The sequence below is a fragment of the Hoeflea sp. 108 genome, assembly GCF_000372965.1.
GTDB lineage: Bacteria > Pseudomonadota > Alphaproteobacteria > Rhizobiales > Rhizobiaceae > Aminobacter.
Genome location: NZ_KB890024.1, coordinates 2772526 through 2796326, shown reverse-complemented (window position 1 = coordinate 2796326; position 23801 = coordinate 2772526). Strand labels below are relative to the sequence as shown.

The following is a 23801-nucleotide window of genomic DNA, read 5'->3' as shown; positions in this document are numbered from 1 at the left end:
TTACCAGCCGAACTGCTTGGACAGGGAAACCTTGAACGTACGGCCCTTGGCGTCGTCGTTCACGAGGAATTCCTTGTACTGCTTGTTGAACACGTTATCGATGCCGAAGTTTGCTTCCCAGCCGGACAGCTGACCGTCCTGCGGCTTCCACGTGAAGAAGATGTCGTGGACATCGAAGGCCTTGGAGTAGCGCGTCTCGTTGACCGGCGGTGTGCTGGTGTCGCGGCTCTTGTCTTGCGGTCCTGCAACAAAGCGGGCCTTCCAGCCAAACCTGATGTCGTAGTCCGGCACCTTGCCGCCAAGCGTGAGGGCAAGTTCATGCGGCGCGATCGTCGTCAGATAGGCATTGGTTTTCTTGTTCTTGCCGACGACGTACGAGTACCCCGCATTGGCGAAAACATAGTCAGAATCATATGCCGCCTCGACTTCGAAGCCATAGAGTTCGGCCTTGTCGATGTTTTCGAAGCCGGGCTTGTTGTTGAAACCGGCGGCGAAAGGCCTGTTCAGTGCGATCAGATTCGTCACATCGTTATAAAAACTTGTAACCTTCAACTGTCCCGCGTCGCCGTCCTGCACCAGATCGTTGCCGGAGAGCGCAAACCCAGCTTCGAAATTGTTTGACTGTTCCTTCTTCAGGCCAAGGCTTGGCAGGAATGTCGACGACGAACTCGCAGTCGAGAACACCTCGTCGATGGTCGGGAAGCGTTCAGTGTGTGCGATGGACCCAAAGACCGCGACAGCGTCGTTTATCTTGTAGTGGGCGGCAATCTTCGGCGAGAAGGCGGTGTCGTCGCTGTCGGCTGCGGTCGTACCTGTTCCAGGATTGATAACAGCGGAATCTGGTGACAAGCGGTGCCAGTCAAGCCGCATGCCGGAAATCAGCGTCAACCGCTCGTCCCAGACGAACTCGTTCTGAGCGAAGACGCCGTTTTTTACGTCGGTACCCTCTGGATGGAAGGTAACCGGAAACTGGGTGCCGTCGTTGCGGAATGCCTCGGCCTCGCGCGTCTGATAGCTGGACTGTGAACCTACGGTCAGATGGTTGACCCAGTTGTCGCCAGTCCAATCCATCGTGTTCTGGGCATTGAACTGCCAGGTCTGGTAGCCGTAGTTCGAATCGCAGACGACCGCGAACGACCCGGCGCTGCAGGATGACCGCAGGTCGGCATTGCGCTGTTCATTGGTCGTGTTGGAGTACGACGCCGACACCTTCACATCGAGCATGTCGTTGTCGGAGAACGGGTTCTCGTAGGAAACGACCGCGGTGCGATCGATGACGTGCCGGTCGATCAGGCCAAAGAACGCGGCTGCGCTGGTCTGCGACAACTGCTGGTCATCGAGATTGGAGTCCCACTGCTGGTAGGACATCCGCAGCTTGCCTTCGTCGCCAACGTTGAAGGTGCCCTTGGCGAGACCCGACCAGGCTTTGAAGTTCGAGCCGATGACCTCCTTGCCATTGCCGGACTCGTAAGGATCGGACGCGCGGTAGTTGCCGGTCAGCAGGAACTCGGCGTTCTCGCCCCAACGCTGGGCCAGCACTGACGAGAGCAGGTAGCCATTGCCATTGCTGTTCCAGGAGCTCTTGAGCCGCAGCGCGCCTGTCTGTCCCTCGGCGATGAAGTCGGAAGCGTCCTTGGTCTCGAAATTGATGACGCCGCCAAGCGCGCCCGAGCCATAAAGGGTGGACGAAGCCGGGCCGCGCAGCACTTCGACGCGCTTGTACAGTTCCGGATCGGAGAAGAACGAGCCGAGACGATACTGTTCGTAGAATTTCTGGGCGCCGTCGACATTGACGATGATGCGGCCGCCGTCGCCCGTGTTCTCAGGCGCCCCGATGCCACGGATGTTGAAGCTCTGGCCAAGCAACCTGTCCGAGCCGGTAACATTGACGCCGGGCGTGGCGCGAATGATTTCACCGATGGTCTCGGGCTGAAGCCGGTCAATGTCCTCCTGGTCGACGACGGTAACGGCCTGAGGTGTGTCGATCGCCACCTTTTCCTTGCCAGCGCCGATGACGAGGCGCTGCAGCAGCGTCACGCGGCCTTTCTTTTCCTGTTCATTCGTCTGCGCTTCCTGCGCTTGTGCGGCCTGCAATCCGACCAGCACCATCATCGCCGCTCCGCCCAGCAGAGCAGCCTTGTTCCGAGCAACCAGCCCCATGTCCCAACTCCAAATGTCCCATGCTGGCTCGCTCGGCGCTTGCTTGCATTTTTTTCGTCTGCCGGTCGCGTCTTAAATCTTGACTCGTTCACTCCGGTATTGCACTGACTAATAAACATGATTGTTCGAGTCAACTAATTGATTTGAACCTGATGGACCACGACCGGCTGGGCCGGCGGGGCGAACGGACAAAGGAGTGCAATGAGATGAATTCGCACGACCCGAACCACTTCCGTTCCGGCCAATATCGGCACGGATACCGCAGGCCCGAAGGGCAGGGTGGGCCTCGTCCGATGGCGGGAACGCTGGCCGTCAGGACGCTGACCAGCGAGTCGCTGTTCCTTGGCGATTTCGAGATCGGCATCGACCATGGCGGCGCACTCTACCGCCTCAAGATTACCCGTCAGGGCAAGCTCATTCTCAACAAGTAGGTATTCGAAAATGGACCAGCGCGTTAAGCCCAACCCACAGGAAATCAGGCGGGCCCGGGCCGAGAGCCCGAAAATGCGCGAGCGCGATCTCGCCAGCCAGCTAGCCATTTCCGAGGCCGATCTGGTCGCCGCCCATTGCGGCGACGGGGTCTTCCGCATCGAGCCGCGTGTCAACGACATGCTGGCCGGTCTGGAGGCAGTCGGCGAGGTCATGGCACTGACCCGCAACGAAAGTGCCGTGCACGAGAAGATCGGTATCTACGACAAGGTCGTACCGGGCAAGCATGCCGCCATGGTTCTTGGCGAGCAGATCGACCTCAGGATATTCCCGAGCGCCTGGGCGCATGGTTTTGCTGTCGAAAAGCGCGACGGCGACGATATCCGCCGCAGCCTGCAGTTCTTCGATGCCGCGGGCACTGCCGTGCACAAGGTGCATCTGCGGCCGGCGTCCAATCTCTATGCCTACCAGAAGCTGGTTGAGACGCTTGCATCGGACAATCAGGACCCGTCCGTCGCGACGGTTCAGGCGACTGTCGCCGAGCCCGCCGGCCAAGGCGCGGCAAGCATCGACGAATTGCGCGAGCGCTGGAGCAAGCTGACCGACACCCACGAGTTCTTCGGCATGTTGAAGTCGCTGAAGCTCGGCCGCCAGCAGGCGATGCGCATGGTTGGCCGCGATTATGCCTGGACGCTGGACAAGGACGCGCTTCCGGCCATGTTCGACCAGTCGGCCCAGAGCAGCCTGCCGATCATGTGCTTCGTCGGCAACCATGGCTGCATCCAGATCCACTCCGGGCCGGTGAAGAACATCAAACCGATGGGGCCGTGGATCAATGTGATGGATGAGACCTTCCATCTCCATCTGCGGGCCGACCATGTCCAGGAACTCTGGGCTGTGCGTAAGCCGACCAAGGATGGTCATGTGACCTCGGTGGAAGCTTATGACGCCAATGGCGACATGATCATCCAGTTCTTCGGCAAGCGGAAGGAAGGCCAGGACGAGCGTACCGAATGGCGCGGCCTTGTCGAGAACCTAGCTGTTTCCGCGCAGCAGAACGCGGCGTGAGGACTATGAACATGTCGATTTCCAAGGGGCTTCTGCGCTCGGCCGCGCTGGGGCTTGCCCTTCTTTCTGCCACCGCCGCCAGCCAGGCGGCAGAAGGGCTGAGCGTTCTGCCGGACCGCTCGCGCGTTGCATCCGTCGGCGGCTCGATCACCGAGATCGTTTATGCGCTGGGTGAGGAAAAGTCGCTTGTCGCCCGCGACTCGACCAGCGTCTATCCCGAGGCAGCTTTCAAGCTGCCCGACGTCGGCTATATGCGGGCGCTGTCGCCGGAAGGCGTGCTGTCGGTCAATCCATCGGGCATCCTGGCGCTCGAGGGCAGCGGCCCGAAGGAAGCGGTCGACGTTCTGAAGAAAGCGAGCATTCCCTTCATCAACGTGCCCGAAGGCTTTAGCCACAAGGGCATCATCGACAAGATCCGTGTCGTCGGAAAGGCGCTCGACGTCGAAGCCAAGGCGGAGGCCCTGGCCAAGGAGGTCGACGGGCAGCTGAGCGAGGCCGAGGCGCTGACCAAGGACATTCCCGCCGACCAGCGCAAGCGCGTGCTGTTCATCCTGAGCATGCAGGGCGGCAAGATCCTGGCCTCCGGCAGCAACACTGCGGCCGACGGCATCATCGCCATGGCCGGAGGCGTCAACGCGGTCGAGGGCTACTCCGGCTACAAGCAGCTTACCGACGAAGCGGCGATCACCGCAAAACCGGACATGATCCTGATGATGGATCGCGAGGGCCAACTCGCCATCGATGACAGCCAGATCTACGGCCATCCGGCAATCGCCTCGACCCCTGCAGGCCAGGCCAGGAAGGTGATCCGCATGGATGGTGCCTATCTTCTGGGCTTCGGGCCGCGCACTGCCGGTGCGGTCAAGGATCTTGCCGCAGCGCTCTATGGCGACGCGGTCAAGAAATAGGACCGGTAAAGTGACGGATGAAACTATTGCCGGCGTTGCCGCCACCGGCGCGGACGGACGCCATGCGAGTGGCGACCGTTCGGCCAGGGCAGTGATCGTCATTTGCCTGCTCGCCTTTGTGCTTGCCTTCACGGCGCTGACCAGCCTGACCTGGGGCGCCTCCGATGCCTCGGCACTCGGTCTGGTCAGCGAATGGCTGTTCGGCTCGACGCCGGGCAACGAGGCACTGTCGGCGCGAGACGCCATCATCGTCTACGACATTCGCCTGCCGCGCGTGATCCTGGGCATCCTGATTGGAGCGGCGCTCGCCGTATCGGGTGCCGTGATGCAGGGCCTGTTCCGCAATCCGCTGGCCGATCCTGGCCTTGTCGGCGTTTCCTCCGGTGCAGGCCTGGGCGCCGTCTTGATCATCGTGCTCGGAGCCAGCGTGTTGATGCCCGTCACGGCCCTGTTGGGCACCTATGCTCTGCCGCTGGCTGCCTTCTTTGGCGGACTGCTCACGACCATCATTCTCTACAACGTCGCAACCCGTCAGGGGCGAACCTCCATGGCCACCATGCTGCTCGCCGGCATCGCACTGGGGGCGATGGCAATGGCGCTGACCGGGGTGATGGTCTACATGGCCGATGACCGGCAGCTGCGCGACCTGACCTTCTGGCAGCTCGGCTCGCTGGCGGGCGCAACCTGGATCAAGATCGCCGCCGCCGGTCCGATCATCGTCCTGGCGCTGGCGGTGACTCCGTTCCTGGCAAAGGGGCTGAACGCCCTTTCGCTCGGCGAGGCGACCGCCGCCCATCTCGGCGTCCCCGTGCAGCGGCTGAAATATATCGCCATCGTCTCGGTCTCGGCGGCAATCGGCGCGTCGGTTGCCGTCAGCGGCGGCATCGGCTTCATCGGCATCGTCGTGCCGCATTTGCTGAGATTGGCCATCGGCCCCGACAACCGCTACCTGCTGCCGGCTTCGGCGCTGCTTGGCGCCAGCCTGCTGCTGCTCGCCGATGCCGTCAGCCGCACCATCGTTGCACCGGCGGAGCTTCCGATCGGCATCATCACAGCCGCGGTGGGCGGGCCGTTTTTCCTGTGGATCCTGCTGCGCAACCGCAGCGTGATCGATCTCTGAGCCTTGGGGACGTGAACATGCTCGAAGCACGCCAGGTTTCCGTCTCGATCGGCGCCAAGCGGATCGTCAACGACATCGACTTCACCGTCCGCCCAGGCGAGCTCGCCGCCATTGTCGGTCCCAATGGATCGGGCAAGACCACGTTCCTTAAGGCGCTGACCGGCGAGCTGTCCTATTCCGGCAGCATCTCGCTCAACGGCAAGGACATTTCGGCGCTGAAACCCTGGCAGGCCGCCTCCATGCGGGCGGTACTGCCACAGTCGACGGCGCTGTCGTTTCCATTCACCGTTCGCGAGATCGTCAAGCTCGGGGTGACCGGCGGCCGTTCGGGCGCGCTGGCGGGAGAGGATGATCGACTGCCCGACCGGGCGCTGGCGCGCGTCGATCTCGAGGGATTTGCCGGGCGCTTCTATCAGGAACTGTCGGGCGGCGAGCAGCAGCGGGTGCAGCTGGCGCGCGTGCTCTGCCAGGTGTGGGCGCCGGTGCTGGACGGCAAGCCGCGTTACCTGTTCCTCGACGAGCCGGTGTCGAGCCTCGACATCAAGCACCAGCTTATCATCATGAACATTGCCCGCGACTTTGCGCGGCGCGGCGGGGCGGTGGTCGCCATCCTGCACGACCTCAACCTGACGGCCATGTATGCCGACAGCATAGCCGTCATGCATCGTGGCTGCCTGGCCGCGATGGGCGCGCCCCAAAACGTTCTGAGCGACGAGCTGATCGAGAGGGTGTTCGGTTGCCGGCTACGTGTCGGCGCCTTGCCAGCGGCCAACGTGCCGTTCGTGTTGCCGCAATCGGCAGTCGCCTGATACCGGCTTGCCCGGTATCAGCTGGCTGCCGCCATCAGCTTGCCAGCGATTGCGGCTCGGGGAAGTTGATCCCCAGCGTTTCGCGCATGTTCGGGCGGGCAGCGACGAGATCGGCGATGGTGTAGCGTCCAAGCACTTCGAAGAAGGCGTTCAGCGCTTCGCGCAGCGCCGAGTTCAGGCCGCAGCTGTCCATCAACGGGCATTCGGCATCGGCCTCAAAGCACTCGGCCATGGCAAAGCTCTCTTCCGTCACGCGCACCACGTCGAACAGCGAAATCTTGTCGGCAGCCTTGCCGAGGCGCACACCGCCGTTGCGGCCGCGAACGGTCTCGACGAGGCCAGCCTCGACCAGTGGCTGAAGAATCTTGAACAGGAACAGCTCCGACACCGTGTAAGCGGTTGCGATTTCCGGAACGCGGCTCAGCCGGCCCTGATTGGCCGCGCAATACATGAGAATGCGCATGGCGTAGTTGGTCTGGCGGGTAAGACGCATTGGTGATTCCTCGCTGTGGCGCGGACAGGCCTCTTATATGGCCTACACCTTAGAACAATTCCAGACAAGCGATGTCAACAATTTGCGTCGCGATGCGCCTCCAGTGCAAGCCAGCCTTGCGTAACTGGCCGAGCTCGCGGGTTGAAGTTTTTGTTGCATTGCACAATATTGCGCATGTCGGGAGTCAGAGACTCTGGGGAGGAACCCATGAGGACTACGACATGGAACAGATCAAGTTTGCCCAACGCCCGCTGGTCGGCACGATCCGCCAGTTGCGGCCGTCCGATCTGCCCCGCTTTGCCGAACATCTCCTGAGACTGGATGGGCAGAGCCGGCGCGACCGGTTCAACGGGCTCATGGACGACGGCTTTCTCCAGGCCTATGCAGAGCGCTGCTTCCACCAGGGCGTGACCGTCATCGGCTATGTCGAGGGCGACAAGGTCCTGGGTGCGGCGGAGTTGCATGAGCGCCCCGAAGAGCAGGAGCCGACGGCCGAGATCGCCTTCAGCGTCGAGCGCCAGCTTCAGCACCGTGGCATCGGCGGACGCCTATTCAGGCGCCTTGTTGCCCAGGCGAGGGGGCTCGCCTACAGCCGCCTTCAGGTTTCGACCCATTCCAGCAACAATGCCATGAAGGCGCTGGCGCGCCGTTTCAACGCCAAACTCAGCTTCGAGAACGGCGAGACCAACGGCGTCATCGAACTGGACGCCATAACTGATGCCGACGTCGAATGGCAGGTTCCGGCCGACCTCGGCAGGCGCAGCACCGGCAAGGCAATTGCTGCCTGACGCATTTCGAATTGAAGCGCTGGCTGCGCGTGCCGATATTGTCCCTGTGACCAACAGGGAAGGCATCTGATGTCCTCATCGCAAAGCCAGGCTGTTCAGGCCGGCATCAATGCCTCGACCGGCGGCCCGGACACAGAGAAGCTTGCAGTTCTCAGGCGAACGAAGTTCCTGGCAACCGCTGCACTTGCCCTCTGTGTCATCGTCTTCGCGACGGCCAAGTCGCTGCAGGGGCGCTGGCCTTGGCTCGGCTTCGTTGCCGCGTTTGCCGAAGCAGCCACCATTGGCGGGCTGGCCGATTGGTACGCCGTTGTCGCTCTGTTCAAGCGGCCGCTCGGGCTGCCCATTCCGCACACAGCGATCATCCCCTCCAACCAGGAGCGCATCGCCGACAATCTGGGCCGGTTCATCGAAGCCAACTTCCTGGCGCCCGAACCTGTGCGGCGCAAGCTCGGCGAGGTGGATTTCGCGGCGCTGGTGGCCGACTGGCTGTCGGATCGCGGCAAGGCCGAGGGACTGGCCCGTTTTGTCGCCCGGCTGGTGCCGAAGATGCTCCAGGCCATCGAGGACACCGGCCTGCGCGACTTCGCCACAAGGCGCATGCTCGAACGCATCGGCAAGGTGGAGGTGGCTCCGCTGGCGGCAGAGCTGTTGTCGGCCTTCACCGACGACCGCAGGCACCAGCGCCTGCTCGACGAATTCACCGTGATCATCGGCAATTTCCTCAAAGACGAGCAGGCGCTGGCCGTGCTGCGCGAGAAAATCCGCGAGGAGTTGCCGTCCGTCTTCAACCTGTTCCGGGCCGATGCCTATCTGCTCAAGCGCATCGTCGCCTCGGCCGCAACGCTTCTCGAAGAGGTGCGCGCCGATCCCGGTCATCCGCTTCGCGGCGAATTCGACAGCTTCGTCCATGGTTTCGTCGAAAAGCTGCGACATTCCCCCGAATATGCCCGGCGAGCCGAGCAGGTGAAGCGCAATTTCCTCGCCCGGCCCGAACTCAGGGGGCTGGCCAACGACATGTGGCGCAGCATGCGCCGCTTCATCGAGCAGGATGCGGCGGCGGACCAGTCGATGACGCGCAGGCACCTCGCCAGCCTGTTTGTCGAGATCGGCCAAAATCTCGCCCGCGACCCGCAGATACGTTCCGACATGAACGAAGGCTTCGTGGTCGCACTCGCTTCCTTCGTGGAAAGCCAGAAAAGCGGCGTTTCCGGCTTCATCGCCGAGCAGGTGAAGAGCTGGGACCTTGGCCAGATGACCCGTATCATCGAGCTCAATGTCGGCCGCGACCTGCAATATATCCGCTTTAACGGCATGCTGATCGGCGGGTTGGCTGGCCTCGCGCTTTATTCGGCCGAGTTGCTGCTGCTTGCGAATTGACCGGGAGCGTTGCTGGTCTATTCTCACCTTGCGACCTCCGGGGGACGCCCGGAGCCAAACGGGAGCGAGCCATGGCGAAGAAGCCGGAACCGGAATCCTTCATGGATATGTTTTCGAAATTCGGGCGTGACCTGAAGATGCCCGGCGTCGATGTCGATGCGATCATCGGCCATCACCGCAAGAATCTCGAGGCGCTGGAAAAATCGGTCAAGGCTACGGCGTCAGGCGCTGCTTCGCTGATGTCAAAGCAACGCGAAGTGCTGCAGGACGCGCTGCGTGAGATCACCGAAAATGCCCAGGAACTCCGCGCGCACGGCAACCCGCAGGAGCTGATCTCCAGGCAGGCCGATTTTGCCAAGCGCTCTTTCGAGGCAGCGGTCAAGAATGCCGGCGAGGTGGCAGAGATCGTACGCAAGTCGGGCACGGAATCTGTCGACATCCTGCGCAGCCGCATCCATGAGTCGATCGAGGAAATCCGCGAGAGCTTCGACAAGAAAAAGCCGTAGCCGCCTGTTCGCCAGATCCTGGACCTTTGTCGCTCTCCTGTGGGTTTCGCCAGACGGACCGAGCATTGGCGGCCGGCGGGTGCTAAGAAACGCCTCTCACATTTGCAGCGCTGCCGTCTTTAAGGCTGGCAAAAGACGCTGCAGCACTTAGAACCTGTGCGTGAAAATCCGGCAGCCGATTCCCGCCGCCGGAGACAGGCGCTGACATGCACCGAGGAAGAGGATGAAAGTAGGTATCGAGATGGGAGCGGCGTCCGGAGGGACGAAGGCTCAGCTTGATCTCGAGGAGCTTCTGGCGACCCGCCTGCTCGTGCAGGGCAATTCGGGTTCCGGCAAGTCGCACCTGCTTCGCCGCCTGTTGGAGCAGAGTGCGCCCTGGGTCCAGCAATGCATCATCGACCCAGAGGGTGATTTCGTCACGCTGGCCGATCGCTTCGGCCATGTCGTGGTCGATGCCCAGCGCACCGAGGCCGAACTGACCCGCATCGCCGGCCGCATCCGCCAGCACCGCGTTTCGGTCGTTCTCAATCTCGAAGGCCTCGATGTCGAGCAGCAGATGCGCGGTGCGGCCGCCTTCCTCAATGGCATGTTCGATGCCGAGCGCGACTTCTGGTATCCGGTGCTGGTGGTCGTTGACGAGGCGCAGCTGTTTGCCCCTGCGGTGGCCGGCGAAGTGTCCGACGAGGCACGCAAGATTTCGCTCGGGGCCATGACCAATCTGATGTGCCGTGGCCGCAAGCGCGGCCTGGCCGGTGTGATCGCTACCCAACGCCTTGCCAAGCTTGCCAAGAACGTGGCTGCGGAAGCATCGAACTTCCTGATGGGCCGCACCTTCCTCGACATCGACATGGCGCGCGCTGCCGACCTGCTCGGCATGGAACGTCGTCAGGCGGAAATGTTCCGCGACCTGGCGCGCGGCAATTTTGTCGCGCTCGGGCCGGCGATGTCGCGCCGGCCGCTGCCGATCGCCATCGGCCCGGTCGAAACGTCGGCGCGTTCGGTCAGCCCCAAGCTGATGCCGCTGCCGGACGCCAACGACGACACCCGCGATCTGATCTTCGCGCCGGCGCCGCTCGAAGCGCGCCAGCCCGTGCGGCGGCCGCCGCCGCCAACCCCGACACCGACCGCCGACATCATCGCTCAGCTCACGCAGGCACGCGCCGAAGCCTCGGCACCGGTGGCCGAGCCGATCTTCCCGCTGTTCGACGAGGCGGAGCGCGAGGCGCTGATCGACACGATCGTGCGCGAGATGGTCGAGGATCCCGACGCCGCGTTCCGCACGGACGCCGTGCTGTTCCAGGATTTTCTCGTGCGTTGCCGCATCAAGCGCATGCAGGGCGAGCCGCCGACGCTGGCAATGTTCCGCCGCCGCTACGCCGTGGCGCGCTCGGGCATCGACGAGGAGACCGCATCGAGCGACACCTGGCAGCAGGCGCTCGGCATGTCGGCTGCCCTGCCGGAGGACCTGCAGGCGGTGTTCCTGATCGTCGCCCAGGCGGCGGTAAAGGGCGCGCCGTGCCCGTCCGACGCGGCAATCGCCCATGCCTATGGCAGCCACTCGGCACGGCGGGCGCGGCGCTTGCTCACCTATTTCGAGGAGCAAGGGCTGGTCGTGGTGCGCACCGATTTCCACGGCAAGCGCTCGGTGGCATTCCCCGATCTCGGTTGCGAGACCGCACCCGGTGACCCCGAGCGGACGGACGACCTGGTTGAACGGCAGGCGGCGGAATAGGTTTCTGACCGCTTCCGAGGTTGACAGCAGGCAAGGCTTCATGGTCCGCAGTTTGCGCCAAGCTTTCGGAGGTGGGACATGAGCCTGGAAAAACCGATCGGGACCTTTGAGGAACTGCGCGCCAAGGTCGGCGAGGAACTCGGCGTGTCCGATTGGGTCGAGGTCGATCAATCGCGCATCGATGGCTTTGCCGATTGCACCGGAGACCGCCAGTGGATCCATGTCGACCCTGAAAGGGCGCGGCGCCAGAGCCCGTTCCGCACCACAATTGCCCATGGCTTCCTGACGCTTTCGCTGATCGGCGCCTTGATCCAGGAAATTGGCGTCATCCCCGAGAACACACAGGCTGCCTTCAACTACGGCCTCGACAAGGTGCGCTTCATTGCACCCGTCAAGGTCGGGGCGCGCGTGCGCATGCGCACGGTGCTGGTGTCGATGGAGGACAAGGGCCCTGGGCAGTATCTGCTCAAGTCCGAAAACACCATCGAGATCGAGGGGGCAACCAAGCCTGCGCTGGTCGCCGAAACGCTCGTCATGCTCTACGAGCGCCGAAAGAAGGCGACGGCGTAGAGTTCCTTTCCCTCAGGGCGCTAGCGGCGCGCCCCGATGGTGATCTCGATCTCGCCAATACCTTCGACGCCACCGGTGACCTTGTCGCCGGCATTGACCGCGCCGACGCCTGCCGGCGTGCCGGTGTAGATCAGGTCGCCCGCCTTCAATTCCATCGCCTGGCTGCAAATGGAAATGACTTCTGGGATCGTCCAGATCAGTTCATTGAGATTGCCTTCCTGCATGACCGTACCATTGACCGCCAGCCAGACACGGCCATGCGATGGGTGACCGCTCCGTGCGACGGGCACGATCGGGCCGCATGGCGCCGACTGGTCGAATCCCTTCGACCAGTCCCAGGGGCGCCCCATCTTCTTGGCCGTGTCCTGCAGGTCGCGGCGGGTGAAGTCGATGCCGACACCATAACCCCATACGTGCTCGAGCGCCTTGGCTTCGGGGATGTTGGAGCCGCCGCGGCCGATGGCGACGACGAGCTCGATCTCGTGGTGGAGGTCCTCGGTCAGCGTCGGGTAAGGGATGGTGATGCCGCTGTCGACGACGGCATCAGCCGGCTTGCCGAAAAAGAACGGCGGCTCGCGGTCGGGATCCTTGCCCATCTCGCGGGCGTGGGCGGCATAGTTGCGGCCGACACAGAAGATGCGCCGCACGGGAAAGCGCTCCGAAGAGCCTGATACGGCGACCGATGCAGGTGTGGGAGGGGCGAAGACGAATTCCGACAAGGCTGGTCACTCCGTGAGAGCACTGGCCAAGAAAGCGTTGGCCAAGAAAGCGCTGGCGACTTCTCGCACGATCCGCCGTCTGCTGTCACGCCAGCCCCGTCTGCTTCCAACTTTTCGGCCTTCAGGCGAAAGAATTTGCGCTGGACTGCACGCAATGCGTGTCTGGTCTCCAAATTGTGGCTTGCAGCCGCAATTTGCAGGGATAGGATTTGATCACCTGACGGGTGCGGGGTCTGCCTGGCCGGTCGCGGCAACAGTGGGAGGTTTCATGTCAGAGGTTACTTTGGTCGTGAATGGCCGAAAGGTCAGCGCTGCGGTGGAGGACCGCACGCTTCTTGTACATTTCCTGCGCGAGAATCTGGGTCTTACCGGCACGCATGTCGGCTGCGACACGTCGCAGTGCGGCGCCTGCGTCGTCCATGTCGACGGCAAGGCCGTGAAGTCCTGCTCCATGCTCGCGGCCCAGGCTTCGGGCTCGACCGTGACCACTATCGAAGGCCTCGCCAACGGCGCCGACCTTCACCCTGTACAGGCGGCATTCAAGGAACATCATGGCCTGCAGTGCGGCTTCTGCACGCCGGGCATGATCATGACGGCGACCGACATGATCCGGCGCCATCCCGACGGCCTCGACGAGGCAACCGTGCGCGCGGAGCTGGAAGGCAACATCTGCCGCTGCACCGGCTACCACAACATCGTCAAGTCGATCCTCGCGGCATCGAAGACCATGGCCAAGGCATCGAGGAGCAAGGCGAAGAAGGCAGCGTAGGAGCAAACAGGGAGTGGCCGGTCGCGAGTAGGGAAATCTCCCGAAAGCCGGCATGGACTCCCTTTATCGCCACTCACTATTCGCTATTCGCTATTCGCTCTTTGGGTTCGGGAGGAACTGAAATGGGAATGGAAGGCATCGGCGCGCGCGTGACGCGCAAGGAAGACAAGAGGTTCATCACCGGCGGCGGCCGTTATGTTGACGACATGGTCGTGCCCGGCATGAAACACGCGGCATTCGTACGCAGCCCGCATGCGCATGCCGACATCAAGAAGATCGACATAAAGGCGGCCGAAGGCATGCCAGGCGTCATTGCGGTGCTGACAGGCAAGCAGCTCAAGGCCGACGGCATCGGCAACCTTATCTGCGGCTGGATGATCCATTCCAAGGACGGCTCGCCAATGAAGATGGGCGCCTGGTCGCCTTTGGCGGTCGACCGGGTCCGTTATGTCGGCGACGCTGTCGTCATCGTTGTCGCCGAGACCAAGGGACAGGCGCGTGACGCGGCCGAGGCAGTCGACATCACCTACAAGGAGCGCAAGGCAGTCATAGACGCTGGCGAGGCACTGAAGAAGGGCGCACCGCAGCTGCATCCCGAAGCCGAGGGCAATCTGATCTTCGATTGGGAGATCGGCGACGGCAAGGCGACCGACGCCGCGCTCAAGGCGGCAGCTCACGTGACCAGAGTAACCATCCACAACAACCGGCTGGTGCCCAACGCGATGGAGCCGCGCGCGGCACTCGGCCATTATGACAAGGCCGAAGACCACTATACCTGCTGGACCACCTCGCAGAACCCGCATGTCGCACGCCTTGTCATGAGCGCCTTCTACAATGTGGCGCCCGAAAACAAGCTGCGCGTCATCGCACCCGATGTCGGCGGTGGCTTCGGCTCGAAGATCTACATCTACCCGGAAGAGATCGTCTGCCTGTGGGCCTCCAAGCGCGCCGGTGTGCCGGTAAAATGGGTGGCCGACCGAACCGAAAGCTTCCTCACCGACGCGCATGGCCGCGACCATGTCTCAGAGGTCGAGATGGCCTTCGACAAGAACAACCGGATCATCGGGCTTAAGGTCGACACCATCGCCAATCTCGGCGCCTACATGTCGCTGTTCTCGTCCTGCGTGCCGACCTATCTCTACGCTACGCTGCTGTCGGGCCAGTACGACATCCCGGCGATCCACGCCAATGTCCGGACGGTCTACACAAACACCGCTCCCGTCGACGCCTATCGCGGGGCAGGGCGTCCGGAGGCGACCTATCTGCTCGAGCGGACGATGGAAATCGCCGCGCGTGAACTTGGTGTTTCGCCTGCTGACCTCAGGCGGACCAACTTCATCACCCAGTTCCCGCACCAGACGCCTGTGATCATGAACTATGACGCTGGCGACTACGCCGCCTCTCTCGATGCGGCAATGAAGCAGGCCGACTATGCCGGCTTCGCCAAGCGCAAGGCTGCAGCCGCCAAGAAGGGCAAGCTGCGCGGCATCGGCATGAGCTGCTACATCGAGGCCTGCGGCATCGCGCCGTCGGCGGCGGTGGGTTCGCTCGGCGCCGGTGTCGGCCTGTGGGAATCCGCCGAGGTCCGGGTCAACGCCGTCGGCACCATCGAAGTGCTGACCGGCTCGCACAGCCACGGCCAGGGCCACGAGACGACCTTCGCCCAGTTGGTCAACTCACGCTTCGGCGTGCCGCTCGACAGCGTCTCCATCGTCCATGGCGATACCGACAAGGTGCAGATGGGCATGGGCACCTACGGCTCGCGGTCGGGTGCGGTCGGCATGTCGGCCGTCGTCAAGGCGCTCGACAAGGTAGAAGCCAAGGCCAAGAAGATCGCGGCTCATCTGCTCGAGGCCGACGAGGGCGACATCGTCATCGAGAACGGCGCGCTGAAGGTGGCCGGCACCGACAAGAGCGTGCCGTGGTTCCAGATGGCGCTTGCCGCCTACACGGCGCACAATCTGCCGTCGGGCATGGAACCGGGGCTGAAGGAGACGGCGTTCTACGACCCGTCGAATTTCACCTTCCCGGCCGGCTGCTACATCTGCGAGGTCGAGGTCGATCCGGAAACGGGCATGACCGATATCGTGCAGTTCGTCGCCGCCGACGATTTCGGCAACATCATCAACCCGATGATCGTCGAAGGCCAGGTGCATGGCGGCATCGCCCAGGGGGTCGGCCAGGCGCTGCTGGAAGGCGCGGTCTACGACGCCGGCGGACAGCTTTTGACGGCAAGCTACATGGATTACACCATGCCGCGCGCCGACGATCTGCCGTCGTTCCAGGTGTCGACCACCAACACGCCATGCCCGGGCAATCCGCTCGGCATCAAGGGCTGCGGTGAGGCAGGTGCGATCGGCTCGCCGCCTGCCGTCATGAACGCCATCACCGACGCGCTCGGCCACGACAACCTGAACATGCCGGCAACGCCGGGCAGGGTGTGGGCAGCACTTCGCGCCGGCACGAAGCACTGAGAGAAGCGAACAGGGAATAGGGAGCAGCGAAATGGTGGAAGAGGTGAAGGCGGGCGCAGAGACGAAATCTCCACTCGCTATCAGCTACTCCCCATTCGCTCTTTCCCCGAAGGGAGAAAGATAAATGTATTCCGTCAATTACCATCGCGCTGCCTCGGTCGCGGACGCCGTCAAAAAGGTCAAATCCGGCGACGGCAAGTTCCTGTCCGGCGGTATGACGCTGATCCCGGCGATGAAGACGCGGCTTGCAGCACCCTCAGATGTCGTCGACCTTACCCACATTGCCGATCTCAAGGGCATCAAGGTCTCGGGCAAGAACGTGACCATCGGTGCTGCGGTGACGCATTTCGACGTCGCCAATGATGAGAAGCTCATGAAGGTCTGCCCGGCTTTGTGCGGACTGGCCAGCCACATCGGCGATCCCGCAGTCAGGCATCGCGGCACGATCGGCGGTTCGGTCGCCAACAACGATCCGGCGGCCGACTATCCGTCAGCGCTGCTGGCGCTGGGCGCAACAATCGTCACCAACAAGCGCGAGATCGCGGCCGATAAGTTCTTCAAGGGGCTGTTCGAAACGGCGCTCAAGGACGACGAGGTGGTCACCGCGATCAGCTTCGTTGCACCCGCCAAGGCCGGCTATGCCAAGTTTCCCAACCCCGCGTCGCGTTACGCCATGACCGGTGTCTTCGTGACCAAGGGCAAGGACGGCGTGCGTGCGGCCGTGACCGGGGCCGGCGACGACGGCGTGTTCCGCTCCAAGGAGATCGAGGCGGCCCTCACCAAGAAGTTCGAAGCTGCCGCACTCGAGGGTGTGACGGTGCCATCAGGCAGTCTGATGACCGACATCCACGCGTCGGCCGAATACCGCGCCAATCTCGTGGTGGTGATGGCCAAGCGCGCCGTGGCCGCCGCGAACGCCTGACCTTCGGACCACATGGAATACACAAAGGGGCCTTCGGGCCCCTTTTCGTCTCGGAAAAGACAGGGGACCCAAAATGGCCGTTCGCCGTATCGTCGCCAATCTGTATGCAGCCGATCCGGCGGCCGCCCGCGCTTTCTATGGCGAGTTTCTGGGTCTCGACGTCGTCATGGATCATGGCTGGATACTGACCTTTGCGTCCGGTGGGACGATGACGCCGCAGCTCGGTGTCGCGAGCGAAGGCGGCTCCGGCACCCCGGTGCCGGTGCTGTCGATCGAGGTCGACGATGTCGACGAGATCTATCGACGCGCCAGGGCGGCGGGCTATGAGATCGTCTACGACCTTTCGGACGAACCCTGGGGTGTCAGGCGTTTCTTCCTGCGCGATCCCTTCGGCAACGTGGTCAACATTCTCCGGCACTGAGCAGAACCAAAGTCTGGTGTTCCCCGGCAAACATCTTGCCGGGTGGCCCTTGGCATCGATCGCCAAGGCGGCTTACATGCCGCGCACGGTTTCATCGCAGTCCCAAGACGTGGAGCATAACGGAATGGCGCGTCCGATAACCTCGATCGCCGACCTTCGCGCAATCGCCAAGCGCCGCGTGCCGCGCATGTTCTACGACTATTGCGATTCCGGCTCCTGGACCGAAAGCACCTATCGCGAAAACGAGAGCGATTTCGTACCGATCAAGCTGCGCCAGCGCGTGGCCGTCGACATGCGCAACCGCACGCTCGAAACGACGATGGTCGGCGAAAAGGTGTCGATGCCGGTAGCGATCGCGCCGACGGGCCTGACCGGAATGCAGCATGCCGACGGCGAAATCCATGCCGCGCGCGCAGCCGAGAAGGCGGGCATTCCCTTCACGCTGTCGACCATGAGCATCTGCTCGATCGAGGACATCGCAGAGAACACCTCGAAGCCGTTCTGGTTCCAGCTCTATGTGATGCGGGACCGCGAATTCGTCATGAATCTCATCCGGCGCGCCAAGGCTGCCAACTGTTCGGCCCTGGTGCTGACGCTCGACCTCCAGATCCTCGGACAGCGCCACAAGGACGTCGTCAACGGTCTGTCGACGCCACCGCGCATGACCATCCCCAACATCATCAATCTCGCCACCAAGCCGCGCTGGTGTTTCAACATGTTGCGCACCAACAGGCGCACCTTCCGCAACATCGCCGGCCACGCCAAGGGCGTCACCGATTTGCGCTCGCTGTCGTCGTGGACGGCCGAGCAGTTCGATCCCGCGCTGAGCTGGGACGACGTGAAGTGGATCAAGGACCAGTGGGGCGGAAAGCTGATCTTGAAGGGCATCCTCGATCCGGAGGATGCCGAGAAGGCGGCGGCGAGCGGTGCCGACGCCTTGATCGTTTCCAACCATGGCGGCCGCCAACTCGACGGCGCGGTGTCGTCGATCTCGGCGCTGCCAGAGATCGTCGCGCGCGTCGGCGACCGCATCGAGGTCTTCATGGACGGCGGCATCCGCTCGGGCCAGGACGTCATCAAGGCCATCGCCTACGGCGCCAAAGGCGTGTTCATCGGCCGCGCCTTCCTCTACGGCCTTGGCGCTGGCGGTGAGGCCGGCGTGACCGCCTGCCTCGACATCATCCGCAAGGAACTCGACGTCACCATGGCCTTCTGCGGCCTGCGCGACATCAAGGACGTCGACATCAGCATCATCGCCCGGCGCTGACCGGGCGGCTGGGCCGAAAAGACCATGAAACGGTTCGTGCGAGGTGCCGGCGCGGTGACGTCGAATGCGAAGCGCGGGGTCTATTTCGCGCTCGGCCTGCTGATGCTTCTGCTTGGCATCATCGGCGCTTTCCTGCCGGTCATGCCAACAACGATCTTCGTCATCCTGGCTGCCTGGTGCTTCGGCCGTTCGTCGCCGCGTTTCGAGGCATGGCTGCTCGGCCATCCCACCTTTGGTCCGCCCTTGCGTGCCTGGCGCGAGGAAGGCGCCATTCCGCGCCGCGGCAAGCTGATGGCCTGGACCGGCATGGCCATCGGCTACGGCCTGTTCTGGCTCAGCCAGCCGGGCGCGATCGTGGCGTTTGTCGTGACGTTGTTCTTTGCCGCCGGTGCCCTCTATGTGGGAACCCGGCCCGATCCCGGGTCTCCTGACGCGGATGGCTGATAGCAAGCGTATCGATCAGCCTCGACAGGGTTGAAGGACTGATTTGGTCTCCAGCGCCTTGTTGTGCTACGGAGCGGCCTTATCTGAAGGCGGTTGCCGCCCCACGCACATTCGAGAAACCATGACCAAGCTTTATGCCGACGGCGCCAAGATCGTCGCTGTCGCACCCATGATGGACTGGACCGATCGCTGCTGCCGCAACTTTCACCGGCAGATATCAAGCGATGCGCTGCTCTACACGGAGATGGTGGTGGCAGATGCGGTGATCCATGGCCCGCGCGAGCGCCTGTTGGGTTTCGATGCCGTCGAACACCCGATCGCGCTCCAGCTCGGTGGTTCGGATCCGGCCAAGCTTGCCGAGGCCGCGCGCATCGGCGAGGGCTTTGGCTATGACGAGATCAACCTCAATGTCGGCTGTCCTTCCGACCGGGTGCAGTCGGGTACGTTCGGCGCTTGTCTGATGAAGACGCCGGAGCTGGTCGCCGAATGCGTTTCGGCGATGAAGGATGTGGTGAGCGTGCCTGTGACGGTGAAGTGCCGCATCGGCGTCGACCACCAGGACCCCGAGCCGGCGCTCGACGCGCTGGCCGACATGGTCTTTGCCGCCGGCACCGACGCGCTGTGGGTGCATGCCCGCAAGGCCTGGCTCGAGGGGCTGAGCCCCAAGGAAAACCGCGAGATCCCGCCGCTGGACTATGATCGGGTCTATCGCCTCAAGGCGCGATACCAGGACAAGTTCATCGGCATAAACGGCGGCATCCAGACACTGGACGAGAGCCGGGCGCATCTCCACAAGGTCGATGGCGTCATGCTCGGGCGTGCCGCTTATCACACGCCGAGCGTGCTCGGCGGCGTCGATGCATTGTTGAATGGCGATGTGGCCGAGGACATCGACTACGCCGCGCTGATCGACGCCATGGCCGACTATGCCGAGCGGCATATCGCTTCAGGCGGTCGCCTCGGTCATGTCACACGCCATATGGTCGGGCTGTTCCATGGTCTTTCGGGCGCGCGGCGCTATCGCCAGATCCTGTCGACCGATGCGACGAAGCCGGGCGCAGGCGCCGATGTGCTGAGGCGGGCGTTCGAAGCGGTCGACCTGACCCGCGCCAGCGAAGCTGCTTAATCCCTCAGGATCATCCGGTCGCCGCGGACATCGAAGCCCGACAGCGAGCCGATGAAGTTCATACCGAGCAGGCTCTGGAAGAGCCCTTCGTCGGCGACCAGCATGGGCAGGTTCTTGCGCTCGATGGCACCGAGCTGGACGGTTCCTGCCGTCACGCGCGCCGCATGCGCCACGCCGTTGGCTGTCGAAACGGGGATGGTGAAGCTCAACTGGCCAGGGTCGAAGCCGGCCTTGATGGCGTCAGCCTTGGTCAGCACCGTGGTGGTGGCGCCGGTGTCTACCATGGCGTCGATGGTCGCACCATTGATGGACAGCCGGGCGCCGAAATGGCCGTTGGACAGCTTGTCGAGCGTCACCGTGGCACGGCCGTCGCCGTCGAAAGCGGACATCGGGCTGCCGGGAATGAGGCCGGCCGTCACGCGGCTGCTGATGTCCTGCAGCTCGTAGCGGTACTGGTAACCGGCGACGAACACGAGCACGATCAGCAGCCACATGGCGATGTTGCGCAGGCCGTCGCTCCACCGCACGCGGCGGCCGACCATGCCTGCGCCTATGACCAGAATCAGCGCTCCGAGATAGACCAGGCGGCCAAAGCTGTCATTGTCGAGGCCGAAAGTCTGGCCCGCCTTGTCGTTGAACATGAGCAGCAGCAGTCCGCCGCCGAGTATCGCGATGACGATCCAGTAGAGGCGGCTCATGTCAGGTGATGATCCTCAGGCAATGCCGCGTTCGCGGGCCATACGGGTGCGCCGTGTCTCGCGACGAGGGCGGCGTTCGACCGTTTCCAGGCGTGCGGGAAGAGTGGCCATGACCTCGCGGCGCTCTTCGGGCGTCATTTTAGTCCAGGCCCACACCTCGTCGCGGGTCCGTCCGCAGCCGTAGCAATAGCCGGTCTTGTCGTCGATCTGGCAGACCAGAATGCAAGGCGTTTCAATCGCGGTCATGAAGTCTTCCGGAGGCGGGTCATGCCAACATGCATACAATGTCAGCCAAAGAGATGATGTAGCCTTTGCGTCATTGCAAGCGCTTTCCGGCGGTTGCCTCGTCTGAAATGCCATGCGAGGGCATGATGCCGCGATTGTCTTCGGACAGCTGGAGAGCTATGCCGCAGGCATTGATTTGTGAACGGCAGGCCCCGATCCCATGAGCAGCGCTTCTCCCTTCGACGATTTTCGCAACCTCTTTGCCCATTTGCCCGAAGGCGACGTGGCGCAGGCGGGAAAGGTGTGGTCGCTGTTTGCCAAGGCCGACAAGCCCAGGGGCTCGCTCGGACGCATCGAGGATATTGCTGCCTGGCTGGCGCGCTGGACCGGGCGGGCGCCGCCGTCGGTGCTGAAGCCGACGGTTGCGATCTTCGCCGGCAATCACGGCGTCGCGGTCCATGGCGTTTCGCCACGGCCGATGGAAGCCACTGCCCAGCGCGTCGAACTCTGCGCGGCGGGTGGGGCTGCGATCAACCAGATCTGTGTCGCCAACGACCTCGGCCTCAAGGTCTTCGACCTCGCGCTGCATCTGCCCACCGCTGACATGACGGTCGAGCCGGCGCTCGACGAGCGTGGTTGTGCTGCGACCATGGCCTTCGGCATGGAGGCCACCGCCGGCGGCTTCGACCTGTTCTGTATCGGCGATCTCGGTGTCGCCAATACGACCGTTGCGGCAGCGCTTTCGGCCGCCCTGTTTGGCGGCAAGGGGGCCGATTGGATCGGTCCGGGTTCTGGTGCCGACGTGGCCATGCAGGCGCGCAAGGCCGCAATCGTCGACCGGGCGCTGGCACTCCATGGCGAACATCTGAGAGATCCGTTCGAGGCGCTGCGCCGTGTCGGCGGCCGTGAGTTCGCGGCAATCGCCGGTGCGATCCTTGCTGCCCGCATGGAAAAGATCCCGGTGCTCATTGACGGCTTTGCGACGACAGCCGCTGCTGCCGTGCTCTATGCCCAGCATCCGAACGCGCTCGACCATTGCATGTTCTCGCATGTCTCGACCGAGCCGGGGCACGCACGACTGCTGGCCAAGCTCGGCGTACGTCCTCTGCTCGGCCTCGGCATCGATCATGGCGAAGGTGTCGGCGCAGGCCTTGCTGCCGGCCTGGTCAAGACCTCGGCGCAGATCAGCTCGGGCATGGCAGCCGCGGTCGCCTAGCGTCCGCCGGCTGCGCTGCGCGGCTGGATCGCCGGCAATCGGTCGATCACCCGCACGGCCGGGAATATGGCAATTGCCTCGGTGCCCTCGCGCAGCTTCGAATGAAGCTCGAACTCGCCGCCGTGCAGGGCAAGCAGGCCCTGCACGATCGGCAGGCCGAGGCCGGTGCCCTGTTCGGCGCTCTTGATGGCGATGGCGCCCTGGCCGAAGGCGGAGAGCACGATGGGGATTTCTTCCGGCGGAATGCCGGGGCCGTTGTCCTTGACCGAAATGTACTGGCCACCGCCGGCGGTCCAGCCGACGCGGACGCGGATTTCGCCGCCGGTCGGCGAGAACTTGATGGCGTTCGACAGGAGATTGAGCGTGATCTGGCGAATGGCGCGCTCGTCGCCCAGAAGGCGCGGCAAGGCCGGTTCGAAGTCCTGGATGATGCGCAGGTCCTTGTTGCGGGCCTTCAGCTCCATCATGTGGCAGCAGTCCTCGACGATCGAAAGCACCATCTGCGGCTCTTCGTTGAGCTGGTAGCGGCCGGCTTCGATGCGGGACAGGTCGAGAATCTCGTTGATGAGGTCGAGCAGGTGCTGGCCCGAGTCGTGGATATCGCGGGCATATTCGCGGTAGGTCGGACTGTTAATCGGGCCCAGCACTTCGCCGGCCATGACCTCGGAAAAGCCGAGGATAGCGTTGAGCGGCGTGCGCAGCTCATGGCTCATTGTGGCGAGGAAGCGCGATTTGGCGAGATTGGCGTCCTCGGCGCGGCGGCGCGCCTCGTCCGACATCGACTTGGCGGTCTCGAGTTCGGCAATCAGCGCGTCCATCTCTGAGCGGAACGACATCAGCATCAGCGCTGAGCGGTTCATGACCTTCGCCACATAGGAGAAGAAGGGTAGGGCCGTGATCAGCAGCGCCACCATGATGATGCCGATCGGCTCTGTGAGCCTGACTGCGAAGGCCGCATAGGCTGCCACGGGAGCGGCGAATGTGAGCAGCAGCGCGCCGCGCAACGACGACGCCACGATTGCTGTCGCAGCCATGGCACCGAGCAGGAAGGCGCCCTTGACGATCGCCAGCTGTTCGGGATCGCATGCCTCGCACGACATTGCTGCGAGATAGGCCCAGGCGAGGCCGGTGACGAAATGGCCGACGAGGAAATTGCGTCGTGCAGATGCCGGTGCCAACTCGGTGGAGGCGTCGATGCGCCGGGCCAGGATCGCCAGCCCCACATAGGCCATGACCCCGACCAGCGCCCACATCAGCATGTCGCCATCGGCGCCGAGCGCGAGGCCGGCGGCGGCAAAGGCCACGACCATCAGCGGCATGGTGGCCGAATTGGCGACGATGGATTGGGCGTGGAGCTTCAGCAGTTCGCGGTCGAAGGCAAAGCCGCCCGGCTGCTGCGACAGACGATCGCGCGTCTTGCGCACCGCACGCGCGACATCGCTGTTGCGATGGCGTTTCCTGCGGTCCACAATGATCTTGTCCGCCGTGTTCGAGCGTTGCAACGGCATTTGAAGTTTCGATATTCGCGCGCGCTTTCTTTGCTTCCATAAGCTACCCCGG

Annotated in this window: 24 protein-coding genes; 18 read left to right on the top strand and 6 right to left on the bottom strand. The window is 63.3% G+C overall.

Annotated features, from left to right (window positions below):
- Window positions 1-2160, bottom strand: a complete 2160-nt coding sequence (locus B015_RS0113880; protein ID WP_018428311.1) for a TonB-dependent hemoglobin/transferrin/lactoferrin family receptor — start codon at window positions 2158-2160, stop codon at window positions 1-3.
- 206 nt (window positions 2161-2366) lie between these two features.
- On the opposite strand from B015_RS0113880, the gene hemP reads away from it, so the two are divergent.
- Genes hemP through B015_RS0113855 form a run of 5 tightly spaced genes read left to right on the top strand, consistent with a single transcriptional unit; the run spans window position 2367 to window position 6494 of the window.
- Window positions 2367-2591, top strand: coding sequence for a hemin uptake protein HemP (hemP, locus tag B015_RS33575; RefSeq protein ID WP_026227262.1), 225 nt, complete (start codon window positions 2367-2369; stop codon window positions 2589-2591).
- A gap of 10 nt (window positions 2592-2601) precedes the next feature.
- Entirely contained in the window at window positions 2602-3657 is a 1056-nt protein-coding gene (locus B015_RS0113870) for a hemin-degrading factor (RefSeq protein ID WP_026227261.1), read from the top strand.
- A gap of 11 nt (window positions 3658-3668) precedes the next feature.
- A complete protein-coding gene (locus B015_RS0113865) occupies window positions 3669-4565 on the top strand; it encodes an ABC transporter substrate-binding protein (RefSeq protein ID WP_157632737.1) in 897 nt (298 codons plus the stop codon).
- Window positions 4566-4575: 10 nt separating this feature from the next.
- Window positions 4576-5685 carry an iron ABC transporter permease gene (locus B015_RS0113860; protein ID WP_018428307.1) on the top strand — a complete coding sequence of 370 codons (1110 nt, stop codon included), beginning with the start codon at window positions 4576-4578 and terminating at the stop codon, window positions 5683-5685.
- A 17-nt stretch (window positions 5686-5702) separates the two neighbouring features.
- Window positions 5703-6494, top strand: coding sequence for a heme ABC transporter ATP-binding protein (locus B015_RS0113855; protein ID WP_018428306.1), 792 nt, complete (start codon window positions 5703-5705; stop codon window positions 6492-6494).
- A 34-nt stretch (window positions 6495-6528) separates the two neighbouring features.
- Here the strand turns inward: B015_RS0113855 and rirA are convergent, their stop codons facing one another.
- Window positions 6529-6987 (bottom strand): iron-responsive transcriptional regulator RirA, encoded by a 459-nt coding sequence (rirA, locus tag B015_RS0113850; protein ID WP_018428305.1) that lies wholly within the window; start codon window positions 6985-6987, stop codon window positions 6529-6531.
- Window positions 6988-7208: 221 nt separating this feature from the next.
- Between rirA and B015_RS0113845 the strand changes: the two genes are divergently transcribed.
- The 5 genes from B015_RS0113845 to B015_RS0113825 all read left to right on the top strand — a co-directional run bounded on the left by B015_RS0113845 (window position 7209) and on the right by B015_RS0113825 (window position 11960).
- Window positions 7209-7775 (top strand): GNAT family N-acetyltransferase, encoded by a 567-nt coding sequence (locus B015_RS0113845; RefSeq protein ID WP_018428304.1) that lies wholly within the window; start codon window positions 7209-7211, stop codon window positions 7773-7775.
- A 69-nt stretch (window positions 7776-7844) separates the two neighbouring features.
- Window positions 7845-9152: a DUF445 family protein gene (locus B015_RS0113840; protein WP_018428303.1), complete on the top strand. Its 1308-nt coding sequence runs from the start codon at window positions 7845-7847 to the stop codon at window positions 9150-9152.
- A 71-nt stretch (window positions 9153-9223) separates the two neighbouring features.
- Complete coding sequence (gene phaP / locus B015_RS0113835) at window positions 9224-9658, top strand: TIGR01841 family phasin (protein ID WP_018428302.1); 435 nt, start codon at window positions 9224-9226, stop codon at window positions 9656-9658.
- Window positions 9659-9881: 223 nt separating this feature from the next.
- On the top strand, window positions 9882-11390 hold the full coding sequence (locus B015_RS0113830) for an ATP-binding protein (RefSeq protein ID WP_026227259.1): 1509 nt from the start codon (window positions 9882-9884) through the stop codon (window positions 11388-11390).
- A gap of 78 nt (window positions 11391-11468) precedes the next feature.
- A complete protein-coding gene (locus tag B015_RS0113825) occupies window positions 11469-11960 on the top strand; it encodes a MaoC family dehydratase (protein WP_018428300.1) in 492 nt (163 codons plus the stop codon).
- 20 nt (window positions 11961-11980) lie between these two features.
- On the opposite strand, the gene B015_RS0113820 is transcribed toward B015_RS0113825, so the two are convergent.
- Window positions 11981-12679, bottom strand: coding sequence for a fumarylacetoacetate hydrolase family protein (locus B015_RS0113820; RefSeq protein WP_026227258.1), 699 nt, complete (start codon window positions 12677-12679; stop codon window positions 11981-11983).
- A 268-nt stretch (window positions 12680-12947) separates the two neighbouring features.
- Here B015_RS0113820 and B015_RS0113815 point away from each other — a divergent pair, with 268 nt between their 5' ends.
- The 7 genes from B015_RS0113815 (at window position 12948) to dusA (ending at window position 20102) form a co-directional block, all read left to right on the top strand.
- Window positions 12948-13448 (top strand): (2Fe-2S)-binding protein, encoded by a 501-nt coding sequence (locus B015_RS0113815; RefSeq protein WP_026227257.1) that lies wholly within the window; start codon window positions 12948-12950, stop codon window positions 13446-13448.
- Between the two features lie 122 nt (window positions 13449-13570).
- Window positions 13571-15922 (top strand): xanthine dehydrogenase family protein molybdopterin-binding subunit, encoded by a 2352-nt coding sequence (locus B015_RS0113810; protein ID WP_026227256.1) that lies wholly within the window; start codon window positions 13571-13573, stop codon window positions 15920-15922.
- A gap of 124 nt (window positions 15923-16046) precedes the next feature.
- Window positions 16047-16844: a xanthine dehydrogenase family protein subunit M gene (locus tag B015_RS0113805; protein WP_018428296.1), complete on the top strand. Its 798-nt coding sequence runs from the start codon at window positions 16047-16049 to the stop codon at window positions 16842-16844.
- 73 nt (window positions 16845-16917) lie between these two features.
- Complete coding sequence (locus B015_RS0113800; protein WP_018428295.1) at window positions 16918-17265, top strand: VOC family protein; 348 nt, start codon at window positions 16918-16920, stop codon at window positions 17263-17265.
- Between the two features lie 124 nt (window positions 17266-17389).
- Window positions 17390-18532 carry an alpha-hydroxy acid oxidase gene (locus B015_RS0113795; protein WP_018428294.1) on the top strand — a complete coding sequence of 381 codons (1143 nt, stop codon included), beginning with the start codon at window positions 17390-17392 and terminating at the stop codon, window positions 18530-18532.
- A 24-nt stretch (window positions 18533-18556) separates the two neighbouring features.
- Window positions 18557-18976 (top strand): YbaN family protein, encoded by a 420-nt coding sequence (locus B015_RS0113790; protein WP_018428293.1) that lies wholly within the window; start codon window positions 18557-18559, stop codon window positions 18974-18976.
- A gap of 121 nt (window positions 18977-19097) precedes the next feature.
- A complete protein-coding gene (dusA, locus tag B015_RS0113785; protein ID WP_018428292.1) occupies window positions 19098-20102 on the top strand; it encodes a tRNA dihydrouridine(20/20a) synthase DusA in 1005 nt (334 codons plus the stop codon).
- Here the strand turns inward: dusA and B015_RS0113780 are convergent.
- Window positions 20099-20800 (bottom strand): TIGR02281 family clan AA aspartic protease, encoded by a 702-nt coding sequence (locus B015_RS0113780; RefSeq protein WP_018428291.1) that lies wholly within the window; start codon window positions 20798-20800, stop codon window positions 20099-20101. The two genes, dusA and B015_RS0113780, sit on opposite strands and share 4 nt — an antisense overlap.
- Window positions 20801-20815: 15 nt before the next feature.
- Window positions 20816-21046 (bottom strand): DUF1289 domain-containing protein, encoded by a 231-nt coding sequence (locus B015_RS0113775; protein ID WP_018428290.1) that lies wholly within the window; start codon window positions 21044-21046, stop codon window positions 20816-20818.
- Window positions 21047-21245: 199 nt separating this feature from the next.
- On the opposite strand from B015_RS0113775, the gene B015_RS0113770 reads away from it, so the two are divergent.
- On the top strand, window positions 21246-22241 hold the full coding sequence (locus B015_RS0113770; protein WP_018428289.1) for a nicotinate-nucleotide--dimethylbenzimidazole phosphoribosyltransferase: 996 nt from the start codon (window positions 21246-21248) through the stop codon (window positions 22239-22241).
- Here the strand turns inward: B015_RS0113770 and B015_RS0113765 are convergent.
- On the bottom strand, window positions 22238-23749 hold the full coding sequence (locus B015_RS0113765) for an ATP-binding protein (RefSeq protein ID WP_018428288.1): 1512 nt from the start codon (window positions 23747-23749) through the stop codon (window positions 22238-22240). The genes B015_RS0113770 and B015_RS0113765 overlap by 4 nt on opposite strands.
- Between the last annotated feature and the right edge of the window lie 52 nt (window positions 23750-23801).